18 protein-coding genes are annotated in these 18,340 nt (G+C 35.6%); 13 read left to right on the forward strand and 5 right to left on the reverse strand.

Annotated elements, in window-relative coordinates:
• Nucleotides 1–81: 81 nt before the first annotated feature.
• From rimO to ACPF63_RS02555, 4 genes are all read left to right on the forward strand, one after another.
• Nucleotides 82–1,398: a 30S ribosomal protein S12 methylthiotransferase RimO gene (rimO, locus tag ACPF63_RS02540; protein WP_426481874.1), complete on the forward strand. Its 1,317-nt coding sequence runs from the start codon at nucleotides 82–84 to the stop codon at nucleotides 1,396–1,398.
• A gap of 360 nt (nucleotides 1,399–1,758) precedes the next feature.
• A complete protein-coding gene (locus ACPF63_RS02545) occupies nucleotides 1,759–2,394 on the forward strand; it encodes a hypothetical protein (protein ID WP_426481875.1) in 636 nt (211 codons plus the stop codon).
• A gap of 25 nt (nucleotides 2,395–2,419) precedes the next feature.
• Complete coding sequence (locus tag ACPF63_RS02550; protein WP_219073156.1) at nucleotides 2,420–3,154, forward strand: hypothetical protein; 735 nt, start codon at nucleotides 2,420–2,422, stop codon at nucleotides 3,152–3,154.
• Nucleotides 3,155–3,718: 564 nt separating this feature from the next.
• Nucleotides 3,719–4,090, forward strand: coding sequence for a septal ring lytic transglycosylase RlpA family protein (locus ACPF63_RS02555; RefSeq protein WP_034699143.1), 372 nt, complete (start codon nucleotides 3,719–3,721; stop codon nucleotides 4,088–4,090).
• 68 nt (nucleotides 4,091–4,158) lie between these two features.
• Here the strand turns inward: ACPF63_RS02555 and ACPF63_RS02560 are convergent, their stop codons facing one another.
• The 4 genes from ACPF63_RS02560 to ACPF63_RS02575 all read right to left on the reverse strand — a co-directional run bounded on the left by ACPF63_RS02560 (nucleotide 4,159) and on the right by ACPF63_RS02575 (nucleotide 8,620).
• The gene (locus ACPF63_RS02560) at nucleotides 4,159–4,923 is read right to left on the reverse strand and encodes an exodeoxyribonuclease III (RefSeq protein WP_426481876.1); all 765 of its coding nucleotides are present in this window, start codon (nucleotides 4,921–4,923) and stop codon (nucleotides 4,159–4,161) included.
• A complete protein-coding gene (locus ACPF63_RS02565; RefSeq protein WP_426481877.1) occupies nucleotides 4,923–5,213 on the reverse strand; it encodes a YciI family protein in 291 nt (96 codons plus the stop codon). The genes ACPF63_RS02560 and ACPF63_RS02565 overlap by 1 nt, the downstream gene beginning before the upstream one ends.
• A gap of 100 nt (nucleotides 5,214–5,313) precedes the next feature.
• Nucleotides 5,314–6,858: a bifunctional response regulator/alkaline phosphatase family protein gene (locus tag ACPF63_RS02570; protein WP_077419247.1), complete on the reverse strand. Its 1,545-nt coding sequence runs from the start codon at nucleotides 6,856–6,858 to the stop codon at nucleotides 5,314–5,316.
• Nucleotides 6,859–6,973: 115 nt separating this feature from the next.
• On the reverse strand, nucleotides 6,974–8,620 hold the full coding sequence (locus ACPF63_RS02575; RefSeq protein ID WP_426481878.1) for a S41 family peptidase: 1,647 nt from the start codon (nucleotides 8,618–8,620) through the stop codon (nucleotides 6,974–6,976).
• Between the two features lie 229 nt (nucleotides 8,621–8,849).
• Between ACPF63_RS02575 and ACPF63_RS02580 the strand changes: the two genes are divergently transcribed.
• The 9 genes from ACPF63_RS02580 (at nucleotide 8,850) to ACPF63_RS02620 (ending at nucleotide 16,920) form a co-directional block, all read left to right on the forward strand.
• The gene (locus ACPF63_RS02580; protein ID WP_426481879.1) at nucleotides 8,850–10,076 is read left to right on the forward strand and encodes an HD domain-containing protein; all 1,227 of its coding nucleotides are present in this window, start codon (nucleotides 8,850–8,852) and stop codon (nucleotides 10,074–10,076) included.
• 71 nt (nucleotides 10,077–10,147) lie between these two features.
• Nucleotides 10,148–11,179, forward strand: a complete 1,032-nt coding sequence (lpxD, locus tag ACPF63_RS02585; protein WP_077419250.1) for a UDP-3-O-(3-hydroxymyristoyl)glucosamine N-acyltransferase — start codon at nucleotides 10,148–10,150, stop codon at nucleotides 11,177–11,179.
• The gene (locus ACPF63_RS02590; RefSeq protein WP_047386958.1) at nucleotides 11,172–12,569 is read left to right on the forward strand and encodes a bifunctional UDP-3-O-[3-hydroxymyristoyl] N-acetylglucosamine deacetylase/3-hydroxyacyl-ACP dehydratase; all 1,398 of its coding nucleotides are present in this window, start codon (nucleotides 11,172–11,174) and stop codon (nucleotides 12,567–12,569) included. The genes lpxD and ACPF63_RS02590 overlap by 8 nt, the downstream gene beginning before the upstream one ends.
• Entirely contained in the window at nucleotides 12,570–13,364 is a 795-nt protein-coding gene (gene lpxA, locus ACPF63_RS02595; RefSeq protein ID WP_047386961.1) for an acyl-ACP--UDP-N-acetylglucosamine O-acyltransferase, read from the forward strand.
• 20 nt (nucleotides 13,365–13,384) lie between these two features.
• Complete coding sequence (locus tag ACPF63_RS02600; protein ID WP_228408913.1) at nucleotides 13,385–13,720, forward strand: hypothetical protein; 336 nt, start codon at nucleotides 13,385–13,387, stop codon at nucleotides 13,718–13,720.
• 15 nt (nucleotides 13,721–13,735) lie between these two features.
• Nucleotides 13,736–14,299, forward strand: a complete 564-nt coding sequence (gene efp, locus ACPF63_RS02605) for an elongation factor P (RefSeq protein ID WP_077419251.1) — start codon at nucleotides 13,736–13,738, stop codon at nucleotides 14,297–14,299.
• Nucleotides 14,300–14,369: 70 nt separating this feature from the next.
• Nucleotides 14,370–15,272, forward strand: a complete 903-nt coding sequence (locus tag ACPF63_RS02610; protein ID WP_426481880.1) for an LpxD N-terminal domain-containing protein — start codon at nucleotides 14,370–14,372, stop codon at nucleotides 15,270–15,272.
• Between the two features lie 90 nt (nucleotides 15,273–15,362).
• Nucleotides 15,363–16,235, forward strand: coding sequence for a succinate--CoA ligase subunit alpha (gene sucD / locus ACPF63_RS02615; RefSeq protein ID WP_077419253.1), 873 nt, complete (start codon nucleotides 15,363–15,365; stop codon nucleotides 16,233–16,235).
• Between the two features lie 16 nt (nucleotides 16,236–16,251).
• Complete coding sequence (locus tag ACPF63_RS02620; RefSeq protein WP_426481881.1) at nucleotides 16,252–16,920, forward strand: porin family protein; 669 nt, start codon at nucleotides 16,252–16,254, stop codon at nucleotides 16,918–16,920.
• Nucleotides 16,921–17,026: 106 nt separating this feature from the next.
• On the opposite strand, the gene ACPF63_RS02625 is transcribed toward ACPF63_RS02620, so the two are convergent.
• A complete protein-coding gene (locus ACPF63_RS02625) occupies nucleotides 17,027–18,337 on the reverse strand; it encodes an ABC transporter permease (RefSeq protein WP_426481882.1) in 1,311 nt (436 codons plus the stop codon).
• Nucleotides 18,338–18,340: the final 3 nt, after the last annotated feature.

The following is an 18,340-nucleotide window of genomic DNA, read 5'->3' on the forward strand; positions in this document are numbered from 1 at the left end:
ACCACTTTTATAAAGTGGTTTTTATTTTTTAATTCTTAACTCTTCAATATTTTGTATCTTTGCAGACTCAAAATCAAAACGATGCGTACAAAATCTGTAGGGAAGAAGAAAATCAATGTAGTCACTCTTGGATGCTCCAAGAATGTATATGATTCTGAAGTATTAATGAGCCAGCTGAAAGCTAATGGCAAAGAAGTGGTTCATGAAGACCGTGGTGACATTGTTGTAATCAATACCTGCGGATTTATTGATAATGCTAAAGAAGAATCTATTAATACTATCCTTGATTATGTCGAGGCTAAAAATAGAGGAGAGGTTGAAAAAGTATTCGTTACAGGATGTTTATCAGAAAGATACAAACCAGATTTGATAAAAGAAATTCCGGATGTAGACCAATATTTCGGAACAAGAGATCTGCCGATGCTCCTAAAACATCTTGGAGCAGATTATAAACACGAACTGGTAGGAGAAAGACTTACAACGACTCCAAAACATTATGCTTACCTTAAAATTTCTGAAGGTTGTGACAGACCATGTTCTTTCTGTGCGATTCCATTGATGAGAGGAGGTCATATGTCAACCCCTATCGAAAAACTGGTTTTAGAAGCTCAGAAACTGGCAAAAAAGGGAACAAAAGAATTAATTCTTATTGCTCAGGATCTTACTTACTATGGTCTTGATCTTTATAAGAAAAGAGCGTTAGGAGATCTTTTAAAAGAATTGGTGAAGGTAGAAGGTGTAGAATGGATTCGTCTTCATTATGCTTTCCCAAGCGGTTTCCCTGAAGATGTTCTCGATATTATCCGTGAAGAACCTAAAGTATGTAATTATATAGATATTCCTCTTCAGCATATCAATTCCGATTTGTTGAAATCCATGAAGAGAGGAACTACCCATGAGAAAACAGATGCTCTTCTAGGAAAGTTCAGAGAAAAAGTTCCGGATATGGCAATCAGAACAACACTTATCGTTGGATATCCTGGTGAAACAGAAGAAAGATTCCAGGAACTTAAAGACTGGGTAAGAGAACAGAAATTTGACAGATTAGGATGCTTTACTTATTCTCATGAGGAAAATACTACGGCTTATGTATTGGAAGATGATATTCCACAGGAAGTAAAGGAGGCAAGAGTAGAAGAAATCATGGAATTGCAGTCTCAGATTTCGTGGGAAAAGAACCAGGAAAAAGTAGGTAAAATATTCAGATGTATTTTTGATCGTAAAGAAGGCAATTATTTTATCGGAAGAACAGAGTATGATTCACCGGATGTGGACAATACGGTTTTGGTTTCTGCTGAAGATACCTATATCTCGATAGGTGAATTTGCAGATGTTAAAATTACTTCGGCCGAAGAGTTTGACTTATACGGAGAATTAGTCTCGTTAAATGCTTATTAATCAGTTTGAAATAAGATTTATAAAATTAAGTTATTAACGAAAATTAACATAGAATTTTCTCGGTGGCTTGTTTTTATTTAATTGATAATCAGTTTGTTAGTGTTTTATGTAATTAAGATTTTTCAAATTTCTATTTTAAAGTATATAAATTTGAAAATTATATCTTAAATTTGCGCAATAAGCAATATTTTTAAATAATATGCTTTCAATAAGTTAATTATTAATATGAAGCTAAAATTGAATAAAAATAATTTTTTTTACTCTTCAGTTTCAATGTAATATTCACAAGTTGGGATGCGTTTTTCCTATTTTTTGAAAATATTGATGAAAAAAAATGTAATTAAAAATCTTTAAAAACTTATGAAAAAAATTTTATTAACAGCAATTATGCTTGTTGGCCTTTCGGCTTTTTCTAAGGCTCAGACTACAGGGCGAGTGGGGATTAACACAACCACGCCTGCCGCAACGCTAGATGTAGTAGCAAATACTACTGACAACGCTAGACCTGACGCTTTATTAGTCCCTCGTATGACAAGAGCACAATTATTAGCTAAAGATGCAGCTTATACTACAGCTCAAAATGGAGCACTTGCTTTCGTTACAACAATTGACGGTACAGCAACTCCTAAAACTACCAACGTTACAGCTGTAGGTTTTTACTACTATGATGGCCAGACTACGAATACCTGGATCACTGTAGGTGGTGGTGGAACCGTTACACCTGTTGCTCCTTCTGTAAGAACTTCAGCTACAGGAGCAGACTTATCTGCAGCAGACTTAAATGGTTATGTATTCCTTACAACCAATGCTGATTTGTCAACAATCCCTGTAAGTGCAGCAACAAAAGGAAAAACTATTACGCTTGTTAAAGTAGGTGGAGGTACCCTTACTGTAAACGGTGCAAGTGCAGCATCATTTAATTCAATGACTACTAATGGTAGAGGTCTTGGATTCGTTTATGATGGAGCTTCTTGGCAATCGTACTCAGCTCAATAATTATTAATTTTACACAGATTTAGTCATGAATAAAAAAATATTATTAGTTCTTGCCTCTTCTTTGGCAATGTTTCAATATACAAATGCACAGGTAAGAACAAATGGTTTCGCCAGTGGAAATATACAAGGACAAGGTGCTTTCCTTGATGCATCAGGAAGTGCCGGAGGTTTTACAGATAGTGCTAATGACGGAAAAGGGATTGTTTTTCCAAGAACAGACTTAACTGTCTTTACATTTGCAACTCCTGTTACTGACGAGGATAACTTTCCAACTGCTTACGATGGTATGATTGTTTTTAATAGTGCTACAGGAACTACTGTTTCTGGTATTGCTACAAGTGTAACTCCGGGATATTATTATTTCTCTAATCCAACTGGTGGAACGGCAAATGGTTTTGCAACTTCAACTGGTAGATGGGTTTCGCTTTCAACTTCACCTAAAGTAACTGTTGGAACAGCAGAAACAACTACAAATACTATTATTAATGTTAGTCCGGGTGTTGATAAGCAGCTTTATGCTATCAAAGGATCTTTCACTGCAAGTGGTACTTCTACAGCAGTTAATATCCCGGCTCCTACAGGAATGACTACAATGTATGGTATTACAATCTATAAAGCAGGTACAAACACTGTTTATGATAGAAGTTTATATTCTTATAATCCGGTTACAACTCCAGGAAATGCTATTACAGGATCTCCTAGTATGTCTGTAGTGTATCCTAACGGTACATACGACTATGTATTGGAATATTTAAAATAAGACATTTATTTAATTACATATAAAACCAATGAGAAATCATTGGTTTTTTACTTTTAAGAGATTTGCGTTCATTTATTTTTTTTGGTTATAAATCATCACTCATTCATTTTTTTGAATGATTAAAGCGGATATTTATTGGATATCGTATCGATCTATAAATTTTAACAAAACAAAACGGTGTTAAAAAATAAGTCAGGCATCTGGTTTTATAGGAGCAGAGGTCCTCTGTCAGAAAGTTTTTCCGGAATCTGGTTCTTAAGACTTTATTTTTTTTAAGATTGATTTTCTGATTTTATTTTAACTTTGTTTATTTTGTAATTTATTGATTTACAGTTGTTTTTAAAAGCATGAAATTTAAATTATGCACAAAGTAGTTAATTATGTTAACTTTTAGACTGTTTTTTTAACACTTTTTAACACTGTAGTCTAAAACCCCTGTTTATAGGGGGTTACAGTGATATTTAACATTTGTTTAATATTTTGTTAACGGTTTTTAACAGATCGAATAGTGTTTTCTAAAGATTCCTGATACTTTTGCTCCGTCAAAACCAATAAAAGTTCAAAATGATGAAAAGATTCATTCTCGTAATCATAATGATGATTTCAACCTTAGGTGTTTATTCTTTTACGAGTAATGCCTTAGATGCGAAAAAAACAAGTTATGCATCGTACTACCACGATAAATTTAACGGTAGAAAAACTGCTAGCGGAGAAATCTTTGATAACTCAAAGTTTACTGCAGCAAACAGAACGCTTCCATTTGGAACAAACGTTAAGGTTACTAACCTTAAAAATGGTAAAGAGGTAATAGTGAGAATTAATGACAGAGGGCCTTACCATTCATCAAGATCTTTAGACATGTCTAAAGCTGCGTTCGATGAGATTGGAGATATCAGTCATGGTACAATTCCGGTCGAATATGAAATTGTCGATTAGTTTTATGATTTAAATTAAAAAAAAGCCAGCTGATTCAGCTGGCTTTTTGTATGCGTAATATCTGTTGATTATACATTCAATTCCAATAAAGCAGGGCAATGGTCAGAATGTACAGCTTCCTTTAAAATAACAGCCCGGGAGAGCTTATCCTTTAAACTGTAAGAAGTGAAGTTATAATCCAGCCTCCATCCCTTGTTTCTGGCTCTGGAATTTTGTCTGTAGCTCCACCATGTATAATTGTCCGGATCATTATTAAAAAATCTGAAACTGTCTATCAGCTCACATTCATTCATGAAATTCGTCATCCATTCCCTTTCCATAGGAAGAAACCCTGAAACATTCTTTAACCCAATTGGATTGTGAATATCAATTGCTTCATGACAAATATTAAAATCACCCGATATAATCAGATTGGGAATTTCTTTCTTTAAATTTTTGATATACTCCAGAAAGTCATGGCAGAATTGCATTTTAAAATCCAGTCTTTCAATATTAGACGCAGAAGGAACGTACACCGAAATAGCGGAATATCCGTCAAAATCTGCACGGATGATTCTCCCTTCATTATCATAGCTTTCAATGCCGCAGCCATACTCTACATGATTAGGTTTGATTTTTGAGGCAATTCCGACCCCGCTGTAGCCTTTTTTTACTGCTGAGTGCCAATAACTGTGATAACCTAATTTTTCAAGGCTTTCGATGTCTATCTGATCGTTTCCGGCCTTGCTCTCCTGAATACAGATGATATCCGGATCAGCAGTTTGTAGCCAGCCCAGGAAATCTTTTGTAAAAGCAGCTCTGATTCCATTGACGTTGTATGTGATTAATCTCATTAGTCTTCTATAAAAAGTTTAAAATTTTCATTGTATTTCGAAGGGATAAACTCCGTGATGTTATAATCCGCTACCTGATGAATATAAAAAGGATCTTCAGAAATAATCTGCTCAATTTCATTTTTAGATTCTGCATTGGCTGTAATGATACCTCCCGTTCTGGGTTCTTTTCTTCCCGAAGCAATAAAGCGTCCGGATTCATAATGCTTATTAAGGAAAATATTGTGCTGGGGAATAAGACGTTCTACATTTTCAATAGAACTCTTGTAGGTAAGCGAAATAATAAACATGATTTATTTTTTACGAAGATATGAACTATAAAAAAGAAGCGGAAAAAATCATTCGATTTTTTCCGCTTTAAACCCAAAATTAAATAAACTATGAAAAAAACTACTTGGGTTCTAAAATGCTGATAGGAATGATACACTCTTCGAGTGAAATTCCCCCATGCTGGTAGGTTTCTTTATAGTAATTAACGAAATGATTGTAATTTTTAGGGTAAGCCAGGAATATATTGTTTTTAGCAAAAATATATTTCGAGCTTAAGTTTCCTTTTGGAAGGAAAAGCTTTTCAGGATTGGTAATTGCCCATACATCGCTGTCGTCATACGTTAAACTTTTACCTGTTTTATATCTGATATTAGTAGAAGTTTCTCTGTCTCCTACCACTTTACTTGGCTTTTTCACGTATACTGTTCCGTGGTCTGTCGTAATGACCAGTTTATAGCCGTTTTCTGCCGCTGTTTTTATAATCTTCAGCAAAGAAGAGTTTTCAAACCAGTTGAAGGTAAGAGAACGGAAGGTTTTATCATCACGGATCAGCTGATCTACGATGTGGTTGTCTGTTTTCGCGTGGGAAAGAATATCAATGAAGTTGTATACGATAACCAGCAGATCATTACTCTTATGCTGGTTGAAATCATCATAGATCTTTCTTTCAAAATCAGCATTCAGTACTTTAAGGTACTTCATAGACTTGGATCCAAGACCAATTCTCTTCATTTGATCTTCCAGGAAATCACGCTCAAATTCATTTTTATTTCCCTCTTCATTATCATTAAACCATTTATCCGGGAAACGTTTTTCAATTTCAGACGGCATTAATCCTGCAAAAAAAGAGTTTCTCGCATACTGTGTAGCAGTAGGAAGGATGCTGTAGTAATAATCTTCCGATATCTTATTATAATATTTTGTAAATAAAGGTTCAATCACTTTCCACTGGTCGTAACGAAGGTTGTCTACCATCAGCAAAAGAACTTTTTCTTTTTCAACTTCAGGTTTTACTTTTTCCTTGAATAGGGTGTGGCTCATAAGAGGTTTGTCAGAATCAACCAGCCAGTCTGCGTAATTTTTTTCAATAAACTTCGCAAACTGAATATTGGCTTCCTCTTTCTGAGACTGCAGAAGGTCAGCAAATTCATTATCTGCAACCTTATCAAATTTGATTTCCCAGCTAAGGATTTTTTTATAATATTCTGCCCATTCCTGATACGTTCTCAGGTATGAAAGCTCCATAGAAAGGTTTCTGAATTCCTGTTGGTACTGCAAAATAGTTTTTTGCTCAACAAGATTGTCTTCCTGAAGGTTTTTCTTTAAGGAAAGTAATATCTGGTTAGGATTTACAGGCTTCAATATATAATCGGCAATCTGAGATCCGATAGCCTCTTCCATAATGTGTTCTTCTTCGCTTTTGGTAACCATCACAATCTTTAAGGAGTTATCTTTTTCCTTAATCATAGGAATGGCTTCCAGTCCGGAGATACCCGGCATATTTTCATCAATTAATGTTAAAGCAAATTTCTCTGAATCCATAAGTTCCAAAGCCTCATTCACATTATTAACAGGGGTTACCTGATAACCCTTCTTTTCTAAAAATACGATATGAGGTTTAAGTAAATCTATTTCATCGTCGATCCATAATATCTTTTCTGACATAATTTATTTTTTACACGGTTATTCTATCAAAATGTTGACCAAATCCTTTTAAAATCTCACAAAATAAAAAGATTATAAGTTAAATATTAGTTAAATGAAAATATCGTCTGATATTTCACATTTTTGTTGTGGTTTTTATATATTCCAAAGCTCTTTCCAGAACGTCATCTTTTTCGTTTTTAAGGCCTTCTACAGTTGGTTTTACAAGAATGTCGGGAGTGATGCCTATTCTTTGTGTTTCCCTTCCGTCAGGATAATAAGCTCCAAGTCCTGTAAACCGGGTATCAAGATCGGCAATTTTAAACATAATCACATCTCCGTTGGCTCCTGCAGTATTGCTTCCGATAATTTTAGCGTTCGGATGCTGCTTGAACATCATTGCGGTGGTCTCTGCCTGGCTTTGGGTATTCTCATCTACTAAAACGATTACATTCCCTTTATAGTATTCAGGATTTTTCCTGCCGATAACATTTTTTCTGCTGTAAAATTTACCGGGATAATAAGGATCAGGAAAAGTAAACTGATAATAAACGGAAGGTTCAGGAAGCAAAAGATAGCTTAAAGGGATGATCGTTTGCTTTGGATAATTTCTAAGATCAAAGATAATAGATGTTGAAGATTTTAAACTGTTGTACATTTCATCCAGATCTTCCTTCTCTATAATCTCCATATTAACATAGCCGATTTTCTTTTCCTTATCTATGAATTTCCATTTTTTTGGAGCTTCATTTTTCTCATGAAGAATATCTTTGGTAAAATACGTTTTGGTTTTGATTTCCAGATTTTGTCCACCTCTCTCAATTTTTACAGAAATAGAATCGTTATTGCTGAAGAGAAGCTTGCTTTTTGCTTTGTTGAATTTACCCCAGGAATTGGAGGCTGGAATATATTTTCCAAGGCTGTTGACTATTTGCGGAATTGTTTTACCTTCAATATCATAAATAACATCTCCTACATGAAGCGGGCTTTTATTCCGGAATTTTGTAGCATTGATTTTTGTAATCACAAGTTTTCCTTCTGCATAAGAATAGTCTGCAGGCACTCTTCGGTTTCCGTATTGATGCCGCTGAATTTCCTTTGATGAAAGATAAGCATGGGAATCATCTGTTTTGGTAACCAGTTCTGCCAATGTTAGATGATAATTTTCATCATTGTCAATCATCAGAAATTTGGGTATCATTTCTGTAAGAACATCGTTCCAGTTCTGATCAGTTTCATATTTATACGGGAAAAAATATTCTACATAATTCCAGTATCTGAATAGTTCCAATAAGCTAATGGTCTTTGAAGTGAATTTTGAACCGTAGGACTTTTCATTTCTGAAATATATTTTCCTTCCACTTTTTCCGAAATAGTGATTATCTCCAAGATTCCGGTTGTTTTCAATATAATGTAGTTTTTGAGACAGGTCTCTGGAGAAAATTTGACGATTATCTATCCAGCTCAGATCAAAGTTTTTAAGAAAATACACCTTATTATTCTTTACTGAGCATTCTTTGCAGGGGGTAACTTCTCCGAGATTTCTGATCCAGTCAGCATAAAAATTATTCAACGCCTCTTTCTCATTAATAGATTCAAGTTCATCAATTTTTTGGAAAAGCTGTTTATCCCAGTTCAGATTTCCTTTTGCTACCTGTGGATGATAATATTTTAAAAATCCCCATATTCTGCAGAGGGATTCCAGTTTTTGCGTTTCAGTTATAATTTGTGCGGAAAAATTTAAACTTAAAAATAATAGAAGGAAAAGAGAATACTTTCTCATTAAGGGTTGTCGTGTTTTCTCTCAAAGGTAGTCCTTTGCAACAACAACTGCAAAAGGTTTTCAAAAAAAACATTGAATTAAAAATAAAAATGAATCGGAGAAATTTTCAATCGTATTATTTGTGAAAAATATGAATGATATCAGTTTTTTAACTTCATGTTTTAATAGTAATTTAACAAATGGCTAAACTTTAAAATGCCTAACTTTGTTTACTAATATTGAAGTTTGAATGCAGAATAAGCTAAAAATCATCAACGATCCTGTTCATGGATTTATCAAAATTCCCCACGAAATTTTATTTGATATCATTGAGCACCCTTACTTTCAGAGATTAAGAAGAATCGGGCAGACCGGTCTTCTGAACCTGATATTTCCGGGAGCTACACATACAAGATTTCATCATGCACTGGGAGCAATGCACCTGATGTTTACGGCATTGGAAACATTAAAGCAGAAAGGGGTGAAAATTTCTGAAGAAGAGGAAAAAGGGGCGATGTTGGCTATTCTGATGCATGATATTGGTCATGGTCCGTTTTCTCATGCGCTGGAAAGTATGCTGATGGATGACTGGCATCATGAAAACCTTTCTTTACTCCTGATGAATGAGCTGAATGAGGAGTTTGATGGCCAGTTATCAATGGCTATCGAAATGTTTCAAGGAAAATATCATAGAAAATTTTTCAACCAATTGATCTCTTCCCAGCTGGATGTGGACCGTTTGGATTATCTGAAGAGAGATAGTTTTTTTACCGGTGTATCGGAAGGAAATATTAATACCCAGAGAATTATTTCCATGATGAATGTCTGTGAAGAAGGTGAGCTGGTGATTGATGCAAAAGGAATTTATTCCATTGAAAATTTTCTGACAGCCAGAATGTTTATGTACTGGCAGGTTTATTACCATAAAACTTCAGCGTTAGCAGAATTTCTTTTGGTTAAAATCCTTGAAAGAGCAAAATATCTGATTTCCCAGGGAACAGAGCTTCCTGCAGCGGATAATCTGAAATATTTTCTATACCGCGAAAAGAGTGCTGCAACGGATGAAGATATAGAGAGATTTACAAGTCTTGATGATAATGATGTGATTCAGGCAATGAAAGAATGGCAAAATGCAGGTGATTTTGTGCTGTCATATTGGTGTAAATGTGTAATTCAGAGAAATTTACCTAAAACAATTATTTCATCACATCCATTTGGTAAGGAAACAATTGATGAAAAAGTAAAAAATACCAATGAATTTTTCAAAATTGATAATGGAAATGAATTGGTTCATGAAATAAAAAGAAAACTTTTACCCTATCATGCGGAAAAACAACCAATCTATTTACTGCATAAAAATGGCAGGAGAACGAGACTTCATGAGTCAGAAGATCAGCTTTTATCAGGGTTAATTGTAAATAAGACGACCCGCTATATCCTTATGTTTCCAAGAGATATCTCCAGGCTAGACTCTTAAATAATATTAAAATTTACGATCTGAAACCAAAAAATGTTTGCAAATTCTAGAATTTCTTATCTTTGCAGAATATGGAATTTACAGCTTCGCAAATTGCAAGTTTTATTGACGGAAAAATAATAGGTGATGAGAATGCACTTATTACAGGGGTTTCACCAATTGAAAACGGGGAATCAGGACATCTTTCTTTTATAGCACAAGATAGATTTTCTCATTTCTTGGATACCTCACGATGCTCTGTTATCATCATTTCGGAAAAACTTCTGGAGAAAAACAGTTATAACCCTACCTTAATCGTTGTAAAAGATGCCTATCTTTCTTTTCAGATCCTGATGAATTTATATCAGGAAATGCAGGGAAGAAAAGAAGGTATAGAAAATGGTTCTTCCATTCACGATACAGCTGTCATAGGAGATAAAGCATATATCGGAGCATTTACTTATGTTTCCGAGAAAGCTAAAATCGGGGAAGGGGCACAGATCTATCCACATGTATATATAGGAAAAGGAGTGAAAATTGGTAAAAACTGCAAGATAGACAGTGGCGCCAGAATTTATGACTACTGTATTATTGGGGATAACTGTGTGATTCATTCCAATACGGTAATTGGAGGTGACGGTTTTGGTTTCCAGCCAACTGCCGAGGGTTTTAAAAAAATACCGCAGCTTGGAAATGTAATTATTGAAGACGATGTTGAGATAGGCTCAAACTGTAGTATTGACAGAGCAACAATAGGCTCTACAATTATAGGAAAAGGAACTAAAATTGATAACCTGATTCAGATTGCCCACAATGTGAAAATAGGTCAGAACAATGTAATTGCAGCACAAGCGGGAATTGCAGGTTCTACTACAATTGGTGACTGGAATCAGATTGGAGGCCAGGTAGGCGTCGTAGGACATATCAAAATAGGAAATCAAGTGAAGATTCAGGCTCAGAGTGGTGTGAATTCCAGCGTTAATGACAGAGAAACATTGTATGGCTCTCCAGCCATCAGTTATAATGACTATTTGAGGAGTTATGTTCATTTCAGGAATCTTCCTGGAATAGTAAATAGAATAAATAATCTTGAGAATACCTCAAAAGATAATACTAATGAGTGATATGCAAAAAACACTTCAGCAAGAGGTAACTCTTTCTGGAATTGGCCTTCATACGGGTAGAGAAGTAAAACTTACCATTAAACCTGCTAAAGAAAATACAGGTTTTGTATTTGTAAGAACAGACTTGGAGGGACATCCTCAGGTAGAAGCAGATGTAAACTATGTTGTAGCAACAGAAAGAGGAACTACCTTAGAAAAACTAGGGGTGAAAATTACCACTTGCGAACACCTTTTGGCAGCTCTTGTAGGTTGTGATATTGATAACGCAGTCTTAGAAATGGATGCCTCTGAACCACCTATTCTTGATGGATCTTCAAAATACTTTGTTGAAGCTATTGAAAGCGTTGGTGTTGCAGAACAGGGCGTGGCGAGAGAATATCTGGTTGTAAAAGAAGTTCTTACCTACAGTGATCCGGCTACTGGTTCGGAAATCACAATCATTCCTTCAGATACTTACGAAGTAACGACAATGGTAGATTTTGGGACTAAAGTATTAGGTACTCAGAATGCTACTCTTAAAAATATTTCAGAATTTAAAGACGAAATCTCATCAGCAAGAACATTCAGCTTCCTGCATGAATTGGAAATGCTTTTAGATCACGGTTTGATCAAAGGTGGAGATATTTCCAATGCGATTGTATATGTAGACAAAGATCTTACTCCTGAAACGACAGAAAAACTAAAGAAAGCCTTTGGAAAAGATAATGTATCTATCAGACCAAACGGTATTCTTGACAATCTTAATTTAAACTATCCTAACGAAGCCGCAAGACACAAATTATTAGATGTAATTGGTGACCTGGCTTTAGCAGGAGTAAAAATAAAAGGTAAAGTTATTGCCAACAAACCGGGACACTTTGTGAATACCCAGTTTGCGAAAAAACTAAACCGCCAGTGGAAATTGCAGAAAAAGAAAAACGTTCCGGATTTTGACCTGACAAAAGAACCAGTATTCGATATCAACGGAATTATGAAGCTTATGCCTCACAGACCCCCGTTCTTATTGATTGATAAAGTTCTTGAACTTTCAGACTCTCACGTAGTAGGGTTGAAAAATGTAACAATGAACGAACCATTCTTCGTTGGACACTTCCCGAAAGAACCTGTAATGCCTGGAGTACTTCAGGTAGAAGCTCTAGCACAGACAGGAGGTATCCTGGTACTGGCCAGCGTTCCGGATCCTGAGAACTATTCTACTTATTTCATCAAAATTGATAAGGTGAAATTCAAGAGAAAAGTAATTCCTGGAGATACGCTTATATTCAAAATTGAATTGATAGAGCCTATCAGAAGAGGAATTGTTCATATGCAGGGGTATGGATACGTAGGGGATACAGTAGCAGTAGAAGCAGAGCTTATGGCTCAAGTTGCAAAAAATAAAGTTGATTAAATGATTCATCAATTAGCAGCCGTAGATAAACGCGCGAAAATCAGCAAAAATGTAATCGTAGAACCATTTACTACAATTGCAGGGGACGTAGAAATTGGAGAAGGAACGTGGATTGGTCCCAATGTTACCATTATGGAAGGTGCGAGAATCGGAAAAGACTGTAAAATCTTTCCCGGAACTGTAATCTCTGCAATCCCTCAGGACTTGAAGTTCGATGGTGAAGATACACAAACAATCATTGGAGATAACACTACTTTAAGAGAATGTGTCACCATAAACAGAGGAACCAAAGCATTAGGATACACCAAAGTAGGAAGTCACTGCCTGATCATGGCAACTTCACACGTTGCTCATGACTGTATTATAGGAGATAATGTGATTATTGCAAATGGTTGTGGTATTGCGGGACATGTGGAAATTGGTGACTTTACCGTAATGGGAGGTTTATCTGCTGTTCAGCAGTTTGGTAAAATCGGGAAACATACTATGATTTCAGGAGGATCTTTAATTAGAAAAGATATTCCACCTTATGTAAAAGTAGCAAGAGATCCAATTTCTTATGCAGGAATCAACTCTGTTGGATTAAGAAGAAGAGGGTTTTCTAATGAGAAAATCTTTGAAATTCAAAAAATCTACAGAGCTATTTTCCAAATGAAGATGAATGTTTCTCAAGCGTTAGCCTATATTGAAAAAGAAATGCTTCCAACGGCTGAAAGAGATGAAATTCTACAGTTTATTCAAAACTCACCTAGAGGTATCGTAAAAGGATATGGTACCGGAAAGGATAGAGATTAATTTATAAATACTATCAGACAATGAAAAGTTTAATCGTACTTATTGCGCTTTCTGCAACTTCTTTTTTGTTTGGTCAGCAAACGGAAAAGTCTGCAACTGGGAAAAAAGAAAAGCCTTTTACCATAGAAAGAAAACTTTCCGGAGAATCTAATGATAGTATTGCCAAGAATAACTTAAATGGTATTCTGAAACAGAAAAGTATCAGAAGTTCAATATTAGGAACAACTGATCAGTATAAATCTGATGTTCAGATGAATGTAAACAGATTAAATAATAATGTGAATGCATTCAATAATAATACATTTAACAGAATGATGCCTCAAGGACAAGGTATCGAAATTAAAAAAAGAAAATAAATATTTATATAATTAATGGCAACAAGTAACGATATCAGAAAAGGTCTTTGCATCGAATTTAGCAACGATATTTTTAAAGTAATCGAGTTTCTTCACGTAAAACCAGGGAAAGGTCCTGCTTTCGTAAGAACAAAACTAAAATCTGTGACAAACGGAAAAGTATTAGACAATACATTCTCTGCTGGTCACAAAATTGATGAAGTAAAAGTAATCACAAGAAAGTTCCAATATCTTTATGATGACGAGAACGGATTCCACTTCATGAATAACGATGATTTTTCTCAGTTATATTTAAATAAAGAAATGATTGAAAACTCAAACTTGATGAAAGCAGGGGAAGAAGTAACAATCATTTTGAAAGAAGCTGATGAAACTCCGCTTTCTGCAGAACTTCCACAGTCAGTATATCTGGATGTTATCGAAGCTGATCCGGGTGTAAAAGGAAACACAGCAACTAACGCTCTTAAAAACGCAATCGTTGAAACAGGAGCAAGAGTAATGGTTCCTTTGTTCATTGAGCCGGGAGACAGAATTAAAGTAAGCACTGAAGACGGTAGCTACTTAGAAAGAGTGAAATAATAAATAAAATTTACATAAATTCGGTTTGCACTAGCAGTCCGAATTTTGTTTTATAAGAAAATCTATTGTTATGAGATTCCATTCTCCGCAAAAGCTTAAAACGATTGCAGATTTAATAAGCTCAGCATTTGTTGGGCCAGAAGACTTTGAAGTATTGGGAACCAATGAAATTCATATGGTAAAGCCAGGTGATATCGTTTTTGTGAACCACCCTAAATATTATGACAAAGCACTAAACTCTGCAGCCACTATTATTTTAATTGATAAAGAAGTAGAGTGCCCGGAAGGCAAAGCGCTTTTGGTTTCTGATGATCCTTTCAGAGACTTTAATAAAATCAATACTCATTTTACCAGAATCTATAATTTCACAGAAGAACTTCACGATGTTGAAATAGGAGAAGGCACAAAAATTCACCATTCTGCAGTAATCGGGAACAATGTGAAAATCGGAAAAAATACCCTTATCTTCCCAAATGTTGTGATAGGAGACCGTACCGAAATCGGGGATAATGTTGTTATCCAGTCCAACACAGTTTTAGGAGGTGAGGCGTTTTATTACAGAAAATTAAATGGAAATTTTGACCGTCTGATTTCTGTAGGAAATGTTATCATCGAAAACAATGTGGAGATCGGAAATGGATGTACCATTGACAGAGGGGTTACGGATTCTACCCTCATTGGAGAAGGTTCTGTTCTGGATAACCAGATTCAGATAGGACATGATACCGTTATCGGGAAAAAATGTCTTATTGCGTCTCAGGTAGGAATTGCTGGATGCTGCATCATTGGAGATGAGGTGACATTATGGGGACAGGTAGGCATTGCTTCCGGTAATAAAATTGAGGCAGGATCTGTAATTTTAGGAAAAACCGGAGTAAACAGAGATCTTGAAAAAGGTACCTATATTGGGATGTTTGCTGAAGATTTCAAAACTTATCTGAAAAAAGAAGTAAAGCTGAGAAATCTCAAATAAACTATTCCAAAGGTTTTATCCAAAATCAAAGAAATTTAAGTAAATTTGTGAGCATTAATAAAATAATAAATAAATTAAAACAACAATAAAATGTCAATTTTAGTAAACAAAGATTCTAAAGTAATTGTACAAGGATTTACAGGGAACGAAGGAACTTTCCACGCTGGTCAGATGATTGAATACGGAACAAATGTAGTAGGTGGTGTTACTCCAGGAAAAGGAGGTAGCGAGCACTTGGGAAAACCGGTATTTAATACAGTGGCTGATGCTGTTGAAAAAGCAGGAGCAAACGTAAGTATTATTTTCGTACCACCGGCATTTGCAGCAGATGCTATCATGGAAGCTGCTGAAGCAGGTATCAAAGTGATTGTATGTATTACTGAAGGTATTCCTGTAGCTGATATGGTAAAAGTAAAATCTTATATTGCTGACAGAGACTGCAGATTAATCGGACCAAACTGCCCTGGAATCATTACTTCTGAAGAAGCTAAAATTGGTATTATGCCAGGTTTCGTTTTCAAAAAAGGTAAAGTAGGTATCGTTTCAAAATCAGGTACCCTTACTTACGAAGCTGCTGACCAGGTAGTAAGAGCAGGTTACGGTATTTCTACTGCTATCGGTATCGGTGGTGACCCAATTATTGGAACAACGACAAGAGAGGCATTAGAATTATTCATCAACGATCCTGAAACTGAAGCTGTTGTAATGATCGGTGAAATCGGTGGAGGTCTTGAAGCTGAAGCTGCAAGATGGTACAAAGCAAGCGGGTCTACTAAACCAGTTGTAGGATTCATCGCTGGACAAACTGCTCCAAAAGGAAGAACTATGGGGCACGCAGGTGCTATCGTAGGAGGTGATGAAGATACAGCTCAGGCTAAAATGGAAATCATGAGAGAAAACGGTATCAACGTTGTAGATTCTCCTGCTGACATTGGTGCTACTGTAGCAAAAATTCTAGGATAATATAAAACCACACCATATGAAAAAACTTTTATTAGCCTCAGCTTTGACGCTGTCCGCATTATCTTTTGCACAGGTGCAATGGAATAATACAAGATTTGGTCTTACTGCAGGTTTAAACTACTCAAGAGTAGCAAATGCCCACAATCCCTCTGGCCCAAGATATACCTTCCAAGGTGGAGCTTTGGCTTTGATCCCCGTAGGGAAGGCAAACCAATTCTTTATCCAACCCGAAGTTCTGTACTATGGTGCAGGAGAAACCGGAAAAGATAAAGATGCTAAAGGAAAAGATGGTTACGATGCAGTATATGCAAATAACTATCTGAGTGTACCACTTTATTTCAAAGGATACTTTTCAGAAGCTGAATCAGAATTCTTTGGATTGATTGGACCTAGATTTAACTTTTTAGTAAGTCAGGACGTAAAGAATCCTCCCATAGGAAGACCTTATTATGATCCGGACGTTACTGATCCTACACAACCAGGAGTAGACGGAAAAGCAAAAAGCTTTAACTGGGGACTTGGACTAGGCGTAGGATATAGCTATAAGAGACAACTTGAAATAGCTTTAAAATATGATTTAGGACTTTCTGATACTTACCCTGGTCTTGTAAAAGAAAAAGGAGGAAGTGATAAGAAAAAATCAGAACAGGTAATTGCACTTACCTTAAGCTATATATTCAAATAGAATATCTCAGAATATAAAAAATCCCGGAAACTTAGTTTCCGGGATTTTTTTATTATAAATTATAAACAGATTGATCTGTAATCTTTACTTTTCAGCCTTTTGGTGATTATCCTTTAATCCACTTCCAAAGCTCTTTTAAAGTAGCTTTATTACCATACATCAAAATACCTACACGATAGATTTTTCCGGCCAGGAAGATCATAAAAACAGTTGTTACCAGTAATAATGCAATAGACAATGCAATCTGCCATGCAGGAACTCCAAATGGGATTCTTGCAATCATCGCAACCGGTGAAGTAAACGGAATGATTGACAGCCAGAAGCCTAATGGCCCATCAGGATTGTTCATCAAAGTAAAACTTCCATACATCCCCAAGGTTAAGGGTAAAATTGCAAATAAAGTAAATTGCTGTGTCTCTGTTTCGTTATCTACTGCAGAACCGATTGCTGCATAAATAGAACTGTAAAAAATATATCCTAGAAGGAAGAAAACGATGAATACAAAAATGATCAGTGGAAAATTAAGTTCCAGCAAACTGTGAGAAATCTGGGTAGCAAGCTGCCCCACATCCAGTTTACTCGCAATCTCATTATTTCCACCCGGGATATTCTTCTGAAGAGGTGAGAAGCCTGTATTCAGAACTAATGCTCCGATGACAGACATTGTGATCCAGATCAGAAACTGAGTCAGTGCAACCATGGTTACCCCCAGAATCTTCCCCATCATCAGTTCAAAAGGTTTTACGGAAGAAATAATGATCTCCACAACACGGTTGTTCTTTTCCTCAAGTACACTTCGCATTACCCTTACCCCATAAATAATGATAAACATAAAGGTAACATACATCAGGATCATGCTCAGCCCGGATTTAACCCCGAAAGCAAGATCAGAATCCTCTTTATTATTATCCGTTACATTAATGGTCTTTAATGTGAAGCTTTTATCAAGATCAATTAACTGAGTCTCCTGAATGCCCAGCTGTTTGATTTTTTCTTTTTTAACAACATTGCTGATGTCAGAAACAATTTGCTGCTTTGTGTCGAATCCTATTTTACTGTTGATTACCAGTCTTGTCTCTTTTTCAAGCGCATCGAAATTCTGATTTTTCAATTCCGGAAGAATCAGAATACCATCCAGGGATTCATTTCTTTTTAAATTGTTGATCTTTGATTTTTCATCTGCGGCAGAAACAAAAACGTAATTTAATTTATCATTAGATTTCAGCTGATTCATAAACAATCCGCTCTTATCAACCACTTCTATAATGCTGTGTGACTCATTAGCCTTAAACATTAATCCTACTACAGCTCCGAAAGCAATAATCATTATGGGGGCAAGCAGCGTTAATATGATGAAGGATTTTTTCTTAACCTGTGTAAGAAATTCTCTCTTGGTAATTAAAAAAATATTATTCATAAA

It is taken from the genome of Chryseobacterium sp. R2ACT005 (assembly GCF_049949215.1).
GTDB lineage: Bacteria > Bacteroidota > Bacteroidia > Flavobacteriales > Weeksellaceae > Chryseobacterium.

Excerpts from the sequence above, each read along its gene's own strand:
- rimO (WP_426481874.1), top strand. The coding sequence starts at position 82 with ATGCGTACAAAATCTGTAGGGAAGAAGAAAATCAATGTAGTCACTCTT.
- ACPF63_RS02545 (WP_426481875.1), top strand. The coding sequence starts at position 1,759 with ATGAAAAAAATTTTATTAACAGCAATTATGCTTGTTGGCCTTTCGGCT.
- ACPF63_RS02550 (WP_219073156.1), top strand. The coding sequence starts at position 2,420 with ATGAATAAAAAAATATTATTAGTTCTTGCCTCTTCTTTGGCAATGTTT.
- ACPF63_RS02555 (WP_034699143.1), top strand. The coding sequence starts at position 3,719 with ATGATGAAAAGATTCATTCTCGTAATCATAATGATGATTTCAACCTTA.
- ACPF63_RS02560 (WP_426481876.1), bottom strand. The coding sequence starts at position 4,923 with ATGAGATTAATCACATACAACGTCAATGGAATCAGAGCTGCTTTTACA.
- ACPF63_RS02565 (WP_426481877.1), bottom strand. The coding sequence starts at position 5,213 with ATGTTTATTATTTCGCTTACCTACAAGAGTTCTATTGAAAATGTAGAA.
- ACPF63_RS02570 (WP_077419247.1), bottom strand. The coding sequence starts at position 6,858 with ATGTCAGAAAAGATATTATGGATCGACGATGAAATAGATTTACTTAAA.
- ACPF63_RS02575 (WP_426481878.1), bottom strand. The coding sequence starts at position 8,620 with ATGAGAAAGTATTCTCTTTTCCTTCTATTATTTTTAAGTTTAAATTTT.
- ACPF63_RS02580 (WP_426481879.1), top strand. The coding sequence starts at position 8,850 with ATGCAGAATAAGCTAAAAATCATCAACGATCCTGTTCATGGATTTATC.
- lpxD (WP_077419250.1), top strand. The coding sequence starts at position 10,148 with ATGGAATTTACAGCTTCGCAAATTGCAAGTTTTATTGACGGAAAAATA.
- ACPF63_RS02590 (WP_047386958.1), top strand. The coding sequence starts at position 11,172 with ATGAGTGATATGCAAAAAACACTTCAGCAAGAGGTAACTCTTTCTGGA.
- lpxA (WP_047386961.1), top strand. The coding sequence starts at position 12,570 with ATGATTCATCAATTAGCAGCCGTAGATAAACGCGCGAAAATCAGCAAA.
- ACPF63_RS02600 (WP_228408913.1), top strand. The coding sequence starts at position 13,385 with ATGAAAAGTTTAATCGTACTTATTGCGCTTTCTGCAACTTCTTTTTTG.
- efp (WP_077419251.1), top strand. The coding sequence starts at position 13,736 with ATGGCAACAAGTAACGATATCAGAAAAGGTCTTTGCATCGAATTTAGC.
- ACPF63_RS02610 (WP_426481880.1), top strand. The coding sequence starts at position 14,370 with ATGAGATTCCATTCTCCGCAAAAGCTTAAAACGATTGCAGATTTAATA.
- sucD (WP_077419253.1), top strand. The coding sequence starts at position 15,363 with ATGTCAATTTTAGTAAACAAAGATTCTAAAGTAATTGTACAAGGATTT.
- ACPF63_RS02620 (WP_426481881.1), top strand. The coding sequence starts at position 16,252 with ATGAAAAAACTTTTATTAGCCTCAGCTTTGACGCTGTCCGCATTATCT.
- ACPF63_RS02625 (WP_426481882.1), bottom strand. The coding sequence starts at position 18,337 with ATGAATAATATTTTTTTAATTACCAAGAGAGAATTTCTTACACAGGTT.